Genomic DNA, 16,191 nt, shown 5'->3' with positions numbered 1-16,191 from the left:
TCCTGATGGACGCGTTCACTCGACCACACCCACGCCTCAGGCGGATTGATCTTCCCGCCCGCCGATGTCGTGGCCCGCCGGTTCCCCACCTGCCCCCGTGCCCGGGGGCAGGTCACGTACTCCTGAACAGCCGGTCCAGATGCACGTCGATCGCGGCGAGCGCGTCCTGCGGCTCGATCACGTCGAGTTCGATCAGGGAGGTGAAGCCGGTGAGGGCGAGGAGCAGGTTGGTCTCGGTCGCCGGGTCGTGGGCGGAGTCGATGTGCCCGTCGGCGATCGCCTGGCGGACCAACTGCTCGACGAGGGCCCGCCCTTGGACGAGGCCGCGGCGCGCCTGCTCGTGCACGGCCTCGTCGTGCAGCGCCTCCAGGACGTAGGCGGCGCTCATCCGGCTGGTCGCGCGGGCGTCGGCATGCAGGGGGAGCATTTCCGCGAGCGTCAGTCGCAGCACGTCACGGGGGTGCGGACGGTCACCGAGCTTTTCGAGCCCCTGGTGTACGCGCACCGAGGTCTGCTCGGACGCGAAGTCCATGGCGAAGGAGAGCATGGCGGTGCGGGAGGCGAAGTAGTGCTGCAGTTGCCCGAGTGACATGCCCGCCTCCTGCGCCACCACGCGCATCGTCAACTGTGTGACGCCGCGCCGCTCCACCACCCGCCACAGTGCGCGGGCGATCGCTTCGCGGCGTCCGCGGTGATCCACCTGTTTCGGCATCGCCGGCCCCCTCGTACCCCGGGACTGTTCCAATACAGTTGACATAATACATCTGACCCATAACCCTGGGGTCCGATCGAGGGAAGGAATCGTCATGTCCGAACAGCCACAGGTACGGACCACGGAAGGCGTGGTGCAGGGGCGCCGGCGGCAGGGGCACGCGGTGTTCCGCGGCATCCCCTACGCCCAGCCCCCGGTCGGAGCGCTGCGCTTCGCCGCGCCCGCGCCGCCGCACCGCTGGGAGGGGACGAGGCAGGCGGTCGAGTTCGGCCCCGTGGTGCCGCTGTCCCTGCCGATCGACGTGCCCCCGCAGGGCACCGACTGGCTGACGCTCAACGTCGGCACTCCGGATCCCGGCGCGGCGGGACTGCCGGTGCTGGTGTGGATCCCCGTGGGCGGCTACCTCTCGGCGGCGTCGAGCGACCCGATGTTCGACCCGGCAGCGCTGGCCGGGGCGGGAGTCGTCGTGGTGACCATCAACTGCCGCGTGGGCGCGGAGGGATTCGCGTTCCTCGACGACGTGCCGCCCAACCGCGGATTCCTCGACCAGATCGCGGCGCTGGAGTGGGTGCAGCGCAACATCGCCGCCTTCGGAGGCGACCCCGGCCAGGTCACCGTGGCCGGAGTGTCCGCCGGGGCGGGCTCGGTCGCCGCCCTGCTGACGATGAAGTCCGCGCGCGGCCTGTTCCGGCGGGCCATCGCCCATTCAGTGCCAGGGCTGCACAGCACCCCCGCGCTGGCAAGGCAGGTCACCGCCGCGTTCGCGGACCGGCTCGGCGCGGCGGCCCCCACCGCCGAGGCCCTGCGCGACATCGACCCGTGGCACCTGGCCGCCGAGCTCACCTCCTTCAACGCCGGCCTCCACGCGCACCGGGAGAGCTGGGGACGCCTCACGGAGACCGGCACCGCGTTGTGCCCCGTCGTCGACGGCGAGGTCCTCCCGGAAACGCCCTGGCCCGCGCTGACCGGCGCGCGCGCGAGCGGGACCGAACTGCTCGTCGGCCACGCCCGGGACGAATTCCGGTACTTCAGCGTCATGAGCGGACGGTACGGCACCTTCACCGAGGAGGACGCCCACTCGGCCCTGGAACTGCTCGCCCCGCAGCCGGACGGCGCGCGGGCCTACCGTGCCGCGTTCCCGCAGGCAGGCCCGGAGGAACTGGTGGAGACGGTGTACTCCGACGCCCTCTTCCGCATGCCGTCACAGAAGCTGGCCGAGGCGAACGCCGCGGCCGGCGGCACCTCGTACCTGTTCGAACTGTGCTGGGCCGCCCCGGCCCTCGGCGGCATCCTGGGCGCCTGCCACAGCCTCGACGTGCCTCTGGCGTTCGGCACGCTGGACAGCCCCGTCGGCACCCAGCTCATCGGCGAGGAGCCCACTCCCGAGGCCGTCGCGCTCTCCCGCGAACTCCAGGAGGCATGGGTCCGCTTCGTCACCACCGGCGACGCGGGCTGGTCCGCCCACCGGCCCGGCGGGCACCTCACCCGCGTCCTGGACACCGAGTCGAAGACTCTGCCCTACCCCGAACAGGCATCCCGCCAGATCTGGGAAGGCCACTCCCCCGCCCCCTTCGATCTCTCGTAATTGTCCGGGTCGGCTCCTACGACTGCGACGCCGCCACTCACCTGCCCATCGGGGACAGCGCGAATTGGCGTACAGCCCGTCGAGAGGGTTACCGGAAGGTATGCACTACCTGAGATAACCACCTGGCGAAACCGATAGCTCACTTCACATACCCCGCATTGCCCCCAAGGCTGGCCGGGGTGGCGGCTCGCCGTAGGCCGCGCGGTGGAGGGGAACCTGCGGCGACCACCCGATCCGGTGCATCAGGTACGACACCCCGCGCAGGGTGTAGTCCACTGCGAACAGTTCGTTGATCAGCGTGGCGATCCGGGCCGGCGTCCACCGCTGGTCTTCGTCCCACCCGTGCGCTGCAAGGCTCCGGTTCAGCTCGGTCTTCAGCAACTCGATCTGCCCGGTGTTCAGCCGGCACGGGTTGCCCTGAGGCCAGCGCGCTCTTGCCACCTGCCCGCCACTGTCGATGCCACCGGCCGACCGACCGCCGCGTCACTCGCAGCCGCCGCGCAACCTCCGTCGGAGCGACCCCGGCGGCGAACATGTCCGCCGCCTCGAACCGGACTCGCTCCCGCTTGGCGCGGCCCTCGGCTGTCAGCCCACCACCCTCGGGGTATCGAATACCGCCGCTGTACTGCAGAAATACACGAGTGCAATCACCTGGTAACGCTACGACACCCTACCCCTTCAAGATCACTAGCGCCGTCCTCCGCCTTTCAGGGCCCAGAACGCCCGCTGTCCAGGGTGTGACCCGCGGCGACGTCGCGGCGTTCAGAGGCTGCCGGAGTGTGTCACTCAACCATGCCTGCGTGTACGGCGATGATCCGCCAACCGTGCTCGTCGTCGTGGAGCCACGTACGGGTGTAGCGCATCCTGGCCGTGAACGGCGTGCCGGAGACACTCCCTTCCACCGTGCCGAGAAACCAGGTGACACCAGCGCGTCCGTCGGTGAGAACCGTCAGGTCCTCCTCGACCAGCCTTCTCACCACCTGTGTCCGGGTGCGGTGCAGTTCCAGATCGTCGGCCTTGGTCTGAACGTTGGCACCGAAGGTGAAGATCAGCCGATCGTCCAGCAGTCGATCGAGCGCTTCGACGTCTCCTGCCAGCTGCGCGGCTTGGAGTCGACGCTCGGCGTTTCGCAAATCCTCCATGAGGCCCACCCTCCCAGCCGGCGCCACCAGCCCACCAGAATGTTCACGTTCGGCTGATCATCCAGCCTGTGGACGGCCATCCGAGACGACGGAACGCCAGGACCTCGTCGAAGCCCGCGAACGGGCGTGGATCTGCTTCCAGGACGAGTCCGGCCAGAGCCTGAGGCCGCCCAGGGCCCGGACCTGGGCGCCGGTCGGGCAGACCCCGATCGTGAAGGTGACCGGCAAGGGAAGCGGCCGGGTGCCCGTCGCCGGGCTGGTATGCGTCAAGCCTGGCCAGCGAACCAGGCTCGTCCACCGGACGATCACCTTCCACGGCGGGCGCGAGGAGAAGAAGGGCTTCGGAGTCGCCGAGCTGCAGGCACTGCTGGCCGCCGCTCAGCCGGGGGTGAGTTCGGTGATGAGTTTTTCGATTCGGGTGCGGATCTCGTCGCGGATGGGGCGGACGGCGTCGACGCCTTGGCCGGCGGGGTCGTCGAGTTGCCAGTCGAGGTAGCGCTTGCCGGGGAAGACGGGGCAGACGTCGCCGCAGCCCATGGTGATGACGACGTCGCTGGCCTGGACGGCGTCGGTGGTGAGGATCTTGGGCTTCTGGTCGGTGATGTCGATGCCTTCCTCGCGCATGGCCTCGACGACGGAGGGGTTGATGGTGTCGGCGGGGGCGGATCCGGCGGAGCGGACTTCGATGGCGTCGCCCGCGAGGTGGGAGAGGTATCCGGCCGCCATCTGGGAGCGGCCGGCGTTGTGCACGCAGACGAACAGGACGCTGGGCTTGTCGGACATGGGTCCCCCTACTGATCTGCCGGGCGCTCGTGTCCCGGGAGCAGTTCGTGGATCAACTGGGTGAGGCGGTGATCGAGGTCGGCGGCGATGCTGCGGATCTGGGCGGGTGGGGCGCCTTCTGGGTCGACGATGGGCCAGCCGAGGTAGCGCTTGCCCGGGTAGATGGGGCATGCGTCGCCGCATCCGAGGGTGATCACGATGTCGGCGGCGCGGACGATCTCGCCGGTGAGCGGCTTGGGGATCTCGCCGGTGAGGTCGAGCCCGAGTCGGGTGGCGACGGTGACGATGCCTGGGTCGAGTTGAGGTAGCGGTCGATCGTTTCGCGGGAGAAGGTCCCGGCGAAGATGTCGGCCAGTTCGTCTGAGACTCGGTAGAGCTCCGGGAAGACGAGGGGCGGCTGGCCGGGAGGTTCGTGGTCGGTCATCGGGCTCACCTCATCGCTCCACGGTAGGAGCGCTGACGCCGGAGGTGAAGAAGCGGCGGGCCCAGAGGCTGACGTACACCAGGCCGACCAGGACGGGGACCTCGATCAGCGGGCCGACGACCCCGGCGAGGGCCTGGCCGGAGGTGACGCCGAAGACCCCGATGGCCACGGCGATGGCCAGCTCGAAGTTGTTGCCCGCGGCGGTGAAGGCGAGGGTGGCCGAGCGGTCGTAGGGGAGGCCGATGCCGCGGCCGAGGGCGAAGGAGCCGCCCCACATGAGCGCGAAGTAGATCAGGAGGGGGACGGCGATGCGGGCGACGTCGGCGGGCTGGTTGGTGATGGTGTCGCCCTGCAGGGCGAACAGGATGACGATGGTGAACAGCAGGCCGTAGAGCGCGATGGGCCCGATCTTGGGCAGGAAGCGGTCCTCGTACCAGGTGCGGCCCTTGGCGCGTTCTCCGAAGGTGCGGGTGAGGTAGCCGGCCACGAGCGGGATGCCGAGGAAGATCAGGACGCTCTTGGCGATGTCCCAGGCCGAGACGTCCAGGTGGGAGGTGTCCAGGCCGAGCCAGGACGGCAGGACCTCCAGGTAGAACCAGCCGAGCGCCGCGAACGCGACGACCTGGAAGACCGAGTTGATCGCGACCAGGACGGCGGCGGCCTCACGGTCACCGCAGGCCAGGTCGTTCCAGATGATGACCATGGCGATGCAGCGGGCCAGGCCCACAATGATCAAACCGGTGCGGTACTCGGGCTGGTCCGGGAGGAAGATCCAGGCGAGCGCGAACATCAGCGCGGGGCCGAGCACCCAGTTCAGCACGATCGAGCTGATCAGCAGGCGGCGGTCACCGGTCACGCTTCCGAGCCGGTCATAGCGGACCTTGGCCAGGACCGGATACATCATGAACAGCAGGCCGAGCGCGATCGGCAGCGACACCTCGCCGATCTTGACGGCGTCCAGGGCGTCATCGAGGCCGGGGACACCACGGCCGAGCAGGAGGCCTGCCAGCATGGCCGCGCCGATCCACAGGGGCAGGAACCGGTCCAGGAACGACATCCCTCCGACCACGCCGGAGGCCGGTGACGAGGTGGAGCTGGAGCTGTCCTGATCGAGCGCGTTGGGCAGCATGGACGACCTTCCGTGTCGGGAGGTGGGACCGCGATGGACGTCTGGCCTTGCCCGGCCCCCGGTGGAGCGCCACTCAATGCATGGCGACGCCACCGGCAGGCACCGGCACTACATAGACCGATATCTATATTGACGTCTGTCTATGTATTTGTCCAATGAGCCCAGGAAGATCTGCCCTGGTCAGAGCTGCGGATCAGGCCAGAAGGGCCAGGAGTGCGGCGTGACGATCGGGGGCGAGGGTGTACCAGACCCAGATGCCGCGCTTGTCGCGCAGGAGCAGGCCGGCGTCAACGAGGATCTTCAGGTGGTGGCTGACCGTCGGCTGGGTGAGCCCGAGGGGCTTGGTGAGATCGCAGACGCAGGCCTCGCCGTCGGGGCTGGCCTGGATCATGCTGAGCAGCTGGAGCCGGGTCGGATCGGCCACGGCCTTGAAGGTGCGGGCCAATCGCTGTGCCTCTTCACGATCCATCGGGGACAGCTCGACGTGACCTTCGCACAGGTCGCCGTCCGCGGGATCAATGACTTGCAGCACTCGAGCATCGTCCACGAGTCGAGTGTACGAAAGGCGAACGATGTTGTTCTGAGGTGAACATCGTTCATTAGGGGCTGGTCAGCCGGTATCCCACTCCTCGGTGATGAGCTTGTCGGTACGCCAGACGTGAGCGCGGATCTCGTCGCGGCTGACGACCTTCTCGGCGTTGAGCGTCAGGCAGGCGAGGAGCTCGGATTCCCGCAACGGCATCCGGACCAGGCGCCCCTCGACCCGGACGGAGGCTCCGCCCAGGTTGAGCTCGCCGGTCGTCCAGGTCGGGGCGCGGCCGCGCTCTCCGCTTACAGCTCCCCTGTTCGCCTGGATCGGTCGAGATGGTCGCGGCTGAGGCGGCGCGGTGGAACGTGGTGGAACAGAGCACGGAGGAGGATCGGCGTACCTATGGCAGCGGGGAGGAACCAGAAGCTGATCGCGGGCAGCAGCTTCCACAGCGGCAGGCGTGGGCCGTTGTCAACGTAGAACGCGGTCAGCAGTGCGATGTACGAGACGGCCATGGCAACGATGTGGTGGCCGAGCCAGCCCCTCCAGCGAACGCGGCGGGCCAGGTAACCGAGGCCTGCAGCGGCTGCAGCCAGGCCGCCTGGCAGTAGGAGAAAGGCGGTGTGCGGGCGGAAGTCGACGATCACGATGGCCGTGGCGGCGACGCCGCTCAGGGCGCCCAGGTAGACCACGCCTGCGCGTGGATGGCGCCCCCGCCTCTTGGGCGCGAGCATCGCGACGGCTCCGGCGATGACCGCCGACAGCCCGAAGCCGATGTGCCCGACGATGAAGGCTTCCTCCAGCACTCACACCACCCCTTGAGCCTGCGGCCCATGCCAGCGGCACACGGAGAAGCGGGCAACCGACGTTGCGCGACGTGCAGGCTTCATCTCTGGGGATGATGCCCGTCGCTGGTCCGCGGCCACCTTCGCGTTGATGTGAGGCCAGAGGCGGACAACTCAATGCCGGAGTCGTCGCCGGCCCCCGTTGACCGGTCTATCCCGGGCGAAGGGCGCGATCGCCGGCGGCGAGGATGTCGGTGGCGAGGGTGACGCAGTCCGTGCAGATCCAGACACCGGGCCCGTGGACCATCGGACGCTCGGGCGCTTCGCAGCCGCAGAACGAGCAGGCGCGATCGCGGGGATCACATCTCCCCTTGCTCTGGCGGCGGCGCGGGCGGCTGGGCATCGGCGGGATCAGCTCGTTGAGCTGCTTCTTCACCGCGCCGACATTGACGCCGAGGTGGTCGACGACGCGGCGGGAAGCCGACCCTTCGTCCGCGATCAGCTCCCACAGCAGGTGCTCGGTCCGGACATGACTCTGGCCGCGGCTCGCGGCCATCCGGTGCGCGATCGCCAAGGCGTTCTCGGCGCTCCCGTCGCCGACCACGCGGCGCTCTCGACCATCGCCGCCGGTGAGGACGGTGGGCTCGAAGAGCCGTGCGCCGGCCTGGCGGATCTTCTCGCGAGTCACTCCCGCCCTGTCCAGGATGAGGGCGGCGCCCCCGGCGTGCAGCAGGCCCAGCAGCAGGTGCTGGGTGCCGGGCACGCTCTCGTCCGCGTCGGCGGCGGCTTGGGCGGCCTCCAGGCACGCCGCGAGCCTGGGCGCGACGGTCGCCTTGCCCGCTTCCAACGGGCTGGAGCCGGGGCCGATCCGGTCCGCGAAGCGTTGCCGGGCGGCCTGCTTGGAGACCCCCATACGTTCTCCGATCGCGGTCCAGGAGGTGCCGGCCGAACGTGCGGCGGCGACGAAGTGCTCGAGCATCGCGTCGGCGACCGCGCCGGCGGTGGCGGCGACCTCGACGGCGGCCTCCAGGAGGACGAGCGGGTCGTCGGTGGTCGCTCGTGCGCGGGTCGTTTCGATCAGCGCCCGCACGTTCAGTGCCTCGGCGTCCATGCGACAACGTTAAGTTGTCATCCGCCCGCTCGACAACCTCAGATTGTCTCTTTCTCTGGCATCAGCGACCACTCGATCAGCGGCGGGCGCACGGTCGCGCACAAGGGCTCACCCTTGCCGTCGGTCAGGCTCAGCCGCGCCAGCAGCCCTCCGTCCCGTACCGCCTCGGCGAGCAGTTCCGGAGCAACTCCGTCGAACCACAACTTGGCCCGCCGGAACATCGAGAAGTTCCCGGCGTCGTCGACCGTCCCCCACGCCAGGTACACGAACCGGCCCGCCGGCCTACCCTGCACCTCAGGGCCAAGAAGATCCCATCCGCTGGCTATCCGCTTCGCGGTCACCTCCAGGTCCCACACCGCTGACTGGGCATCGCCCGGATACAGGTCCCGAATCTCCTGCGGCCGATTGCGCCGCTGCACGCCGACATGGATGTTGCGATAACCGGGAAAGCCCGGCCGCTCACCGCAGTCGCGCCCCGGCAACTGGAAGCCCTCGATCCGCACCAACATCCCATCATCATCCCCGAGCACCCGCTCGCTCCTCACGCTGAGGAGGTGATCGAGGAGCTGAGGCGGCCTCGGTGCCGCGTCAGGCTGGGGGCGGGCTGCACTCGCCCTGCCGCTGACCATCGCCAAAGCCCTCGCCGTCGCGGGCCGCTTCCGGCGCAGCTACGAGCTGAGCCCGCCCCTTCTCGACCTCGCTTTAAGGCCGCGTGAAGCGGCTGCCATCGAGGTCACGGGCGTGCTGCGTTAGTGAGGCGCGACTCCTTCAGCAGCCGTCACCAGGTTTGGTCCAGGCGTTCGGCGAGGAGGGCCTGCTGCGCTGGGTTGGCGGTGAGGGCCAGGGCGCGGCGGTCGGCGGTGTGGGCTTCGAGGTGGCGGTCCAGGTCGCGGAGGATTTCGGCGCGGGCGGCGTGGAAGAGGTGGTGACGGTCCAGGTCGGCAGTGAGCGCGTCGAGTTCGGAGAGGGCTTGGGCCGGGCCTTGGACGTGACGCAGGGCGATGGCGCGGTGCAGGCGGATGACGGGGCTGGGCGCGATGTGCAGGTGCATGTCGTAGAGGACGGTGATCTGGGTCCAGTCGGTGTCGTCCCAGGTCGGGGCTTCGGCGTGGCAGGCGACGATGGCCGCTTGCAGTTGGTACGGGCCGGGATCGCGGTGGGTGGCGGCGCGTTCGATGAGGTGGGTGGCGTCGGTGATGGCGTCGTGGTCCCAGCGTGTGCGGTCCTGGTCGCGAAGGAGGATCAGGTCGCCGTCGGGGTCGAAGCGGGCGGCGGCGCGGGCCTGATGCAGCCGGATGAGAGCCAGCAGGCCCAGGACCTCGGGTTGGCGGGGCATGAGCCACGCGAGGGAGGCGGCGAGCCATTCGGCGTCGTCCGCCAGGTCGCGGGCGTGGGAGCGGTCGCCGGTGCTGGACAGGTAACCCTCGTTGAACAGCAGGTAGACGACGGCCAGCACCTGGTTGAGGCGTGCGGGCAGTTCGGCATCGGACGGGATGCGGTACGGGATGCCCGCCTCGGTGATCTTGCGCTTGGCGCGGGTGATGCGTTGCCCGACCGTGCTCTCGGGGATCATGAAAGCAGCGGCGATCTGCGCGGTGGTCAGGCCGCAGACGGTGCGGAGGGTCAGCGCCACCTGGGCGGGCTCGGGCAGAGCGGGATGGCAGCAAGTGAAGATCAGCTTGAGCCGGTCGTCGGGCTCGCTGGGGACGGGCCAGCTGAGCTGTGCGAGCTTGCCGCGATAGCGGGCCTGCCGGCGAAGCAGATCCAGGCCACGCCGCCGCGCCACGGTCAGCAGCCACGCGCCCGGGTTGTCGGGGATGCCCTCCTCGGGCCAGCGCTGCAAGGCGACCTCGATGGCGTCCTGCATCACGTCCTCGGCTGCCGCGAAGTCGCCCAGGACCCGGATCAGGCAGGCGGAGAGCCGGCCCGCGTGCTCGCGCAGCACGCGAGCCAGCTCGTTGTGGACCTCCGCCTGTGAGGAGTTCATGAATACCCGTCAGGTCAGGGGACGGATCTCGATGAGGGGGCAGGCGGGCCAGCTCCTGGCGATGGCCAGTGCCTCGTCCAGATCGGCGACCTCGAGCTCGGCGTACCCGGAGACCACTTCCTTGCCCTCCACGAACGGCCCGTCACTGACGACCGCGCCACCCCCCTCGAGACGGACCGTGGTGGCGGTGTGCGCGGGCCGCAGGTGGGCGTGGTGGGTGATCTGCGCGGCATGGTCGGCGAACCATCGACCGACCCGTTCGTAGGCGGCCTGTCGGTCATCGTCGTTCATCTCCGCGAGTTCCTTGGCGAACGCCTCGGTCTCGACGAACAACATCACGTACTTCACGGCGGTTCCTTCCCGTTCAGGCTCCGGGCAGCGGGCAGTACAGGTCGATGCCGTTGCCGTCGGGGTCCAGGACGGTCGCGTAGCGCATGCCCCAGAACGCGTCCCATGGCTCCTTCGCCCCTTCATACCCCGCCTCGACCAGTTCGGCGTACTTGGCGTCGACGTCGCCAGGCATGGGCGTCTGGAAGGCCGGATTCATGATCTGCTCCTGTCGTCGGGGTGCCTTCACCCCCAAGACGAACGGCGCCGCCCTCGCCCCGACATCCTCAGGAATTCTCTGGTCGAGCTGATGCTCACCGGCGATGGGCGGGCAGACGCGGATTCTTCGGATGTCATCGAGCAGGGTGGCTGGAGCCATCCGGGGTCGGGTGAGGGTGGTGGAGCGGCAGGCGCAGGATCAGGCGGGCTCCGGAGGAGCCGTCGGCGCGGTCGGCGGCGTGCAGGGTGCCGCCGTAGGTCTCGGCGATCTGGCGGGCTATCGGCAGGCCCAGGCCGCTGCCGCCCGAGTCACTGGTGCGCGCGTCGGGACGGCGGAAGAAGCGGGCGAAGACGTTCTCCTTGTCGGCATCCGGAATGCCGGGTCCGTCGTCGATCACCTCCAGTGCCGCGTATCCGTCACGGGCGGTGAGACGTACGTCGATGCGGGAACGGGCGTGGCGTTCGGCGTTGGCCAGCAGGTTGGTGACGAGGCGGGCCAACCGGATCGGGGACGCGGCCACCACGGTCCCAGGGGTGAGATGGGTGACGGTGGCCTCTGATCGGCGGTGTGCCACTTCGGCACGTGTGAGATCGGCCAGATCGACCTGTTCGGCCGGCATCGGCGCCGATGCCTCCAACCGCGCCAGTTCCAGCAGGTCGCCGATGATGTCACCGAGGCGCTCGGCGTCGTGTAGAGCGGCCTGCATGGTCTCGCGCGGGTCGGCGTCGGGATCGACGAGAGCGTCCTCCAGCCGGGTCATCAGGCCGGAGACCGGGTTACGCAGGTCGTGGGACGCGTCGGCGACCACCTGGCGCTGGCGCCGCACCATCTCCCGCAGCCCTTCGGAGACCCGCCGTTCCCTCGCCTCGGCGTCGCGCAGCCTCTGGTTGACCTCGTGAAGTTCCTCGGCCTGGGCGAACAGTTGGGCCTCGACCGCGGTCACGCTCGTCCCACCGGCGCCGGCGGACGTCCGGCCGGCCTGTTCACGCATCCTGTCGACGAACGAGGTGACCTCCTGCATGCGCACGATCACGCCGCGGACCGTCCCGTCGCGATGGCGCAGCGGGCAACTGGCCACGCTCCAGTACCGTTCCCGGCCGGCCTCCGGCCTTCCGGGAATCTCGATGTCGTAGCGCTGCAACAGCAGCAGGTCGGCCTCGCCCTCACCGCCGGCCACAACCCGTTCCAGCGACGACCGCAGCGTCCGCACCCCCTCCGGCCACGACTTTCCCGGGAACACCTCGAAGGCGTTCCGGCCGACACACTGCGCGCGGGTCTTGCCGAACAACCTCTCGTGAGCCCGGTTCACCGCAACGAACGCCAGATCGGGTGAAAGCACCGACAGCGCGACCGGAGCCGCATCGAACACGTCCCAGAAATCCACGTCAGTCATCACGGCACCCCCCGGTTTGCCGTCTCATCCCCAGAATAGAGACCGGTCGACCTCCGTGATGAGGCGGCGTGTCCGGCGGCGTAATTCGCGTTCTGGTTAGTGGGCCTCTGTGGGGCGGAGGCCGTCGCGGAGGATGGCCAGGGCGCGTTGGGGGTTCAGGCGGGGGCCATTGGGGTGGCGTAGGGCCAGGAGGATGCCGCCTAGGAGGGCCATCAGCTCGGGGGCGGCTACGTCGTCGCGGACGGTGCCGGACTTTTGGGCTTCCGACAGGAGTTGGGCCATCTCGTGGCGGAGGTCGGCGGCCGCGGCGGCGACTTCGGTCTGTACCTCGATGCCGGCGCCTACCAGGACGTCGATGAGTTCGGACTTGGCCTCGGCATCGGTGACGACCGCGTCGAGGACCGAGTACAGCGCCTGAGCCGCGTCGGGTGAGCGGCGGGCCGCCCGTGCGTGCTCGACCAGCAGCCTCACGCGTTCATGGACGACGGCTTTGAACAGCGCTTCCTTCGTGGGGAAATGACGGTAGAGGGTGCCCGGGCCGACGCCGGCGCGGCGAGCGATCTCGTCCAGCGGGACCGCCAGGCCCTCGGTGGCGAACGCCTGTCGTGCCACTTCCAGGATCCGCTCCCGGTTGCGGCGGGCATCGGCGCGCAGCGGTCGTTCGTCCGCCTGCATACAGATCGGTGCTCCTTCGACAACCGGGGCGTGGTCTCCGCTTATGCTAGCGTTCGTACTAAACGGGGCGTTGTCTCCGGTTAGGAGAGGTGATGGATACCGTCGGCCGGTCCCAGGATGAGAACGCGCGCACGGCGTTCCTCGCGTTGGACTTCGTGACCTACATCGTCGAGAACTACAGCCACGATCCTGCCGTTGCACAGCGCGCCGCACGGGCGCTGGAGGCGGCCAGAGCGGCGGGGCTGCCGGTGCTGCACGTCGTCCCGGGCCCGATGCGCGAGCAGATCCACTCGGCGCTGGTGCCGGCCGGGGACGAGCCGGTGCTGGCCAAGAGCTCGTTCTCCGCGTTCGCTACCACTGACCTGCATGAACGGCTGCAGAGCGCCGGTGTCGGTCGGGTGGTCATCGCGGGTGTCGCCACCTCGGGCACCGTTCTGTCGACCGCGCGGTGGGCCCACGATCTCGGTTACGAGGTCGCCGTCTGCGCCGATGCCTGCGCTGACCCTGACCCTCGGGCCCACGCGGCGCTCGTTGACGACTCGGTCTTCCCCGAGAGCTGGCTCGGGCTGTGGCGCATCGCCCGCATGGTCTCCCCCGACCTCGACTGGTGAGCTCAAGCCGTGCGGCCGGCAGCGGGAGCCTCGCGGCGATGACACGAAGAACGCAGTGTGCTCAGCGCTGGGGCGTACGTGGGAGGGGTGGGGCTGCGCTGGCCGGCGTAGGGCGGGTGTCTCCCGGTGGGGGACGACGGAGGTGGAGGGCTGAACCGACCATCGGGGCATCCCGATAGGAGGTCAGAAGATGAAGTCGAGGAATCCCCTCACTCCGGGCGGCCGCGTGACCGTGATCGGACTGCTCACCGCGTCGACGGGGCTGGTCGTCCTCAAGGCGGCCGGCGTCGACATGCCGCCGGTTCCCCCGGCCCTGGTCATGATGGTGATCGCCGCGCTGCTCCTCGCCCTCGGCGGATGGCGGTGGACGCTCGTGGTCGCCGCGGTGGTCGCGCTGGCCGAGGCCGCCGGTTTCCTGGCCACCGGGTCGGCCGCCGACCTGGTCGACCCGGACTCCGCCGGCGTGCTGATCGGCACCTGGCTGCGCGCCGCCGGAACGTTCACCGCGCTGGTGGCGGCGGTGGTCACCTTCGTCTCGGCCCGCAAGGCTCTCAGGAGCTCCTGAGCCGGTGAGGGCGCCCTGATCGGGGGCGCCCTCAGGGGAGGCGGTGCTGGGAGGCGAACCGCCAGATGACCTCGTTGGCGTCGATGTCGTAGGTGGTGCCGCCGAGGAAGGGGCCCAGGAAGGGGAGGCCGCCGGGCCAGTTGTGACCGCCGCCCTTGATTTGGTAGAGGGTGACGGGCCCGCCGGAGGGGCAGCCGGGGTAGTCGTGGCGGACGACGGTGGTGTTGTCGTTGGGGGCGGTGTCGGGGAGGGGCGTGGAGACGGGGGTCGTGCCGCAGCCGTTGTTGCGGGTCCAGAAGTCGACGGCGGGCTGCACTCCGCTGTAGGGGACGATGTAGTCGCCGTCGCCGTGGATGAGGACGATCGGGACGTGGCGGCCGGGGCGGCAGGTGGCGGGGGCGCTGAGCTGGCCGGAGACGGGGGCGTAGGCGGCGAAGCGGTCGTTGTCGCAGGCCAGTTTGCTGGTGAAGAAGCCGCCGTTGCTCATGCCGGAGGCGTAGAGGCGTTTCGGGTCGGCGTTGAAGCGGGCGATCAGGATGTCCTGGAGGCGGTGCACGAAGCCGGGGTCGTCGACGTCGGGGGACGGTGTGCCGGCCGGGACGCCCTGCCAGCCCGGGCCGTAGTGCTCAGGGGTGATCATGATGAAGCCGCGGGTCCGGGCGTAGTCGGCCATGCGGCCGAAGTACTCCGCGAGGCCCGGCGTCTCGAACAGGCCCGGGAAGTGGAACAGGACCGGGCGCGGGGTGCCGTCGTAGTCGTCGGGCAGGCGGAGGATGGCGTTCCTGGCCTGGCCGGCGTGGGTGATGCGGATGGCGTGGTCGCCGGGGTCGGGGTGGCGGTCCTCGATGGTGACGGTCACCTGCCGGCGGGATGTGTCGGTGCCCCGGCGGACGGTGGCGGTTCCCTGCCAGCGGACGGTGGCCTCGGCGGGGGCCGTGATGCCGCCGTTGACGTCGGCGGTGATCTCGGTGCCGGCGTCCTTGAGGGTGAAGGTGCCCTTGAGCGCGAGGCCGTTGTGGGCGATCTGGGAGGTCACGGTGGCCGTGCCGAGCGTGCCGCTTCCCTGGATCTTGTTGGTCTCGTAGGTCGCGACGTTGTCGAGGACGGCGATGGAGCCTGAGGTGAGGTCTCCCGCCAGCGTGTAACCGTCGGTGGTGACGGTGACGCGGTCTTGGGCGGAGGGTGCGGCGTGGGCGGGGGCGGCGTGGGCGGAGGCCGCGTGGGCGGGGGCGGCGTGGGCGGGGGCCGCGTGGGCGGGGGCCGCGTGGGCGGGGGCCGCGGTCAACGCGGTGCCCAGGAGGAACGCGGCGGTCAGGACGTGCGGGGTGGGGATCACGGTGCCCTCCATGCGAGGCGGTGCCGCCACGGTAGGTCGCGCCCAGATCAGCGCCTACTTATGGAGGAGAGCGTTCAGCACCGATTTTTTAGCTCTTCCGGACAACTCTGGAAGGCCGCTGCGGTGCGTTCGTCGAAGGTCGCGGACTGGATGCCGATCGCACCCCCGGCGGCGAGTGTCACCGGACTGACGGCACTCTGCCACGCGCCTCCGGTCAAGCTGGCGATCATCCACCGAACGTACGTCGCCAAGGAGTGTCCCCATGGGCAAGGTGATCTTCGATATGAGCATGTCGCTGGACGGATACGTCCGGGCGTCCGGACCCACGCCGGACGAGCCGCTCGGCAAGGGCGGTGAGCTCCTGCACGAGTGGGCGATGGCCGGGCCCGCCGCCGGCGGCGCCCTGCCCGCGGCGGCCGCGCCGCAGTGGGGCGCGTACATCACCGGGCGGCGCAACTACGACGACTCGCTGCGCTGGTGGGGGGCGGACGGGCCGACCGGGCCCGCCCGGCTGCCTCTGTTCGTCGTGACCCACCAGGCGCCCGCGACATCGCCGGAGAACGGCGTCTACACGTTCGTGACGGACGGGGTCGAGAGCGCGCTGCGGCAGGCCAGGGAGGCCGCCGGCGACGGGGACGTCGCCGTGATGGGCGGGCCGGACATCGGGGGCCAGCTGGTCCGGGCGGGGCTCGTCGACCACATCGGCGTCCACGTGGTGCCGGTGCTGTTCGGCGGCGGTCTCCGGTTCTTCGAGCACATCGGGGACGAGCACATCCGGCTCGAGGTGGTCGGCGTGACCGACACCCCGCAGGCCACCCATCTCATGTACCGCATCGTGACGTGACCTCCGGCGGCCGGGGACGGGCTGATTCGTCCC

22 protein-coding genes and 1 pseudogene are annotated in these 16,191 nt (G+C 69.8%); 5 read left to right on the top strand and 18 right to left on the bottom strand.

Annotated features, from left to right (window positions below):
• Positions 1-112 precede the first annotated feature (112 nt).
• Complete coding sequence (locus ABZ810_RS02595) at positions 113-712, bottom strand: TetR family transcriptional regulator C-terminal domain-containing protein (protein WP_358398240.1); 600 nt, start codon at positions 710-712, stop codon at positions 113-115.
• Positions 713-806: 94 nt separating this feature from the next.
• Here ABZ810_RS02595 and ABZ810_RS02590 point away from each other — a divergent pair, with 94 nt between their 5' ends.
• Entirely contained in the window at positions 807-2,297 is a 1,491-nt protein-coding gene (locus ABZ810_RS02590; protein WP_358398238.1) for a carboxylesterase family protein, read from the top strand.
• Positions 2,298-2,441: 144 nt separating this feature from the next.
• Here the strand turns inward: ABZ810_RS02590 and ABZ810_RS02585 are convergent, their stop codons facing one another.
• The 4 genes and pseudogenes from ABZ810_RS02585 to ABZ810_RS02570 form a co-directional block, all read right to left on the bottom strand.
• On the bottom strand, positions 2,442-2,738 hold the full coding sequence (locus ABZ810_RS02585) for a winged helix-turn-helix domain-containing protein (RefSeq protein WP_358398236.1): 297 nt from the start codon (positions 2,736-2,738) through the stop codon (positions 2,442-2,444).
• Positions 2,739-2,778: 40 nt separating this feature from the next.
• Positions 2,779-2,832 (bottom strand): annotated as a pseudogene (locus tag ABZ810_RS02580) (hypothetical protein); the annotation flags it as partial.
• A gap of 247 nt (positions 2,833-3,079) precedes the next feature.
• On the bottom strand, positions 3,080-3,439 hold the full coding sequence (locus ABZ810_RS02575) for a nuclear transport factor 2 family protein (protein WP_358398234.1): 360 nt from the start codon (positions 3,437-3,439) through the stop codon (positions 3,080-3,082).
• Positions 3,440-3,817: 378 nt separating this feature from the next.
• On the bottom strand, positions 3,818-4,222 hold the full coding sequence (locus ABZ810_RS02570; RefSeq protein WP_358398233.1) for an arsenate reductase ArsC: 405 nt from the start codon (positions 4,220-4,222) through the stop codon (positions 3,818-3,820).
• Between the two features lie 47 nt (positions 4,223-4,269).
• Between ABZ810_RS02570 and ABZ810_RS02565 the strand changes: the two genes are divergently transcribed.
• The gene (locus ABZ810_RS02565; RefSeq protein WP_358398230.1) at positions 4,270-4,530 is read left to right on the top strand and encodes a hypothetical protein; all 261 of its coding nucleotides are present in this window, start codon (positions 4,270-4,272) and stop codon (positions 4,528-4,530) included.
• A gap of 126 nt (positions 4,531-4,656) precedes the next feature.
• Here ABZ810_RS02565 and arsB read toward each other — a convergent pair whose 3' ends face one another.
• From arsB to ABZ810_RS02510, 11 genes are all read right to left on the bottom strand, one after another.
• The gene (gene arsB / locus ABZ810_RS02560; RefSeq protein ID WP_358398938.1) at positions 4,657-5,703 is read right to left on the bottom strand and encodes an ACR3 family arsenite efflux transporter; all 1,047 of its coding nucleotides are present in this window, start codon (positions 5,701-5,703) and stop codon (positions 4,657-4,659) included.
• Positions 5,704-5,968: 265 nt separating this feature from the next.
• Positions 5,969-6,322: a metalloregulator ArsR/SmtB family transcription factor gene (locus tag ABZ810_RS02555; protein ID WP_358398228.1), complete on the bottom strand. Its 354-nt coding sequence runs from the start codon at positions 6,320-6,322 to the stop codon at positions 5,969-5,971.
• 63 nt (positions 6,323-6,385) lie between these two features.
• Positions 6,386-6,517, bottom strand: a complete 132-nt coding sequence (locus ABZ810_RS02550; protein ID WP_358398226.1) for a winged helix-turn-helix domain-containing protein — start codon at positions 6,515-6,517, stop codon at positions 6,386-6,388.
• An 89-nt stretch (positions 6,518-6,606) separates the two neighbouring features.
• Entirely contained in the window at positions 6,607-7,110 is a 504-nt protein-coding gene (locus ABZ810_RS02545) for a hypothetical protein (protein ID WP_358398224.1), read from the bottom strand.
• A 190-nt stretch (positions 7,111-7,300) separates the two neighbouring features.
• Positions 7,301-8,200 carry a Clp protease N-terminal domain-containing protein gene (locus tag ABZ810_RS02540; RefSeq protein ID WP_358398222.1) on the bottom strand — a complete coding sequence of 300 codons (900 nt, stop codon included), beginning with the start codon at positions 8,198-8,200 and terminating at the stop codon, positions 7,301-7,303.
• A 38-nt stretch (positions 8,201-8,238) separates the two neighbouring features.
• Entirely contained in the window at positions 8,239-8,709 is a 471-nt protein-coding gene (locus tag ABZ810_RS02535; protein ID WP_358398220.1) for a DUF5990 family protein, read from the bottom strand.
• Positions 8,710-8,978: 269 nt separating this feature from the next.
• Positions 8,979-10,187 carry a sigma-70 family RNA polymerase sigma factor gene (locus ABZ810_RS02530; RefSeq protein ID WP_358398218.1) on the bottom strand — a complete coding sequence of 403 codons (1,209 nt, stop codon included), beginning with the start codon at positions 10,185-10,187 and terminating at the stop codon, positions 8,979-8,981.
• Positions 10,188-10,196: 9 nt separating this feature from the next.
• Positions 10,197-10,535, bottom strand: a complete 339-nt coding sequence (locus ABZ810_RS02525) for a YciI family protein (protein ID WP_358398216.1) — start codon at positions 10,533-10,535, stop codon at positions 10,197-10,199.
• Between the two features lie 16 nt (positions 10,536-10,551).
• Positions 10,552-10,734 (bottom strand): VOC family protein, encoded by a 183-nt coding sequence (locus ABZ810_RS02520; protein ID WP_358398214.1) that lies wholly within the window; start codon positions 10,732-10,734, stop codon positions 10,552-10,554.
• Between the two features lie 133 nt (positions 10,735-10,867).
• On the bottom strand, positions 10,868-12,127 hold the full coding sequence (locus ABZ810_RS02515) for a PAS domain-containing sensor histidine kinase (RefSeq protein WP_358398212.1): 1,260 nt from the start codon (positions 12,125-12,127) through the stop codon (positions 10,868-10,870).
• A 96-nt stretch (positions 12,128-12,223) separates the two neighbouring features.
• Positions 12,224-12,802: a helix-turn-helix domain-containing protein gene (locus tag ABZ810_RS02510; RefSeq protein WP_358398210.1), complete on the bottom strand. Its 579-nt coding sequence runs from the start codon at positions 12,800-12,802 to the stop codon at positions 12,224-12,226.
• Positions 12,803-12,894: 92 nt separating this feature from the next.
• Between ABZ810_RS02510 and ABZ810_RS02505 the strand changes: the two genes are divergently transcribed.
• Positions 12,895-13,413: a cysteine hydrolase gene (locus tag ABZ810_RS02505; protein ID WP_358398207.1), complete on the top strand. Its 519-nt coding sequence runs from the start codon at positions 12,895-12,897 to the stop codon at positions 13,411-13,413.
• Between the two features lie 190 nt (positions 13,414-13,603).
• Complete coding sequence (locus ABZ810_RS02500; protein WP_358398205.1) at positions 13,604-13,978, top strand: hypothetical protein; 375 nt, start codon at positions 13,604-13,606, stop codon at positions 13,976-13,978.
• A 31-nt stretch (positions 13,979-14,009) separates the two neighbouring features.
• Here ABZ810_RS02500 and ABZ810_RS02495 read toward each other — a convergent pair whose 3' ends face one another.
• Positions 14,010-15,314 carry a hypothetical protein gene (locus ABZ810_RS02495; RefSeq protein WP_358398203.1) on the bottom strand — a complete coding sequence of 435 codons (1,305 nt, stop codon included), beginning with the start codon at positions 15,312-15,314 and terminating at the stop codon, positions 14,010-14,012.
• Between the two features lie 74 nt (positions 15,315-15,388).
• Positions 15,389-15,544 (bottom strand): hypothetical protein, encoded by a 156-nt coding sequence (locus ABZ810_RS02490; RefSeq protein WP_358398201.1) that lies wholly within the window; start codon positions 15,542-15,544, stop codon positions 15,389-15,391.
• 32 nt (positions 15,545-15,576) lie between these two features.
• On the opposite strand from ABZ810_RS02490, the gene ABZ810_RS02485 reads away from it, so the two are divergent.
• Positions 15,577-16,158, top strand: coding sequence for a dihydrofolate reductase family protein (locus ABZ810_RS02485; RefSeq protein WP_358398199.1), 582 nt, complete (start codon positions 15,577-15,579; stop codon positions 16,156-16,158).
• The last annotated feature ends 33 nt before the right edge of the window (positions 16,159-16,191 follow it).

This window comes from Spirillospora sp. NPDC047279, assembly GCF_040643285.1.
Lineage (GTDB): Bacteria > Actinomycetota > Actinomycetes > Streptosporangiales > Streptosporangiaceae > Spirillospora.
Note: the sequence above shows the minus strand (reverse complement) of the source record. Positions and strands in the feature narration are given on the sequence as shown.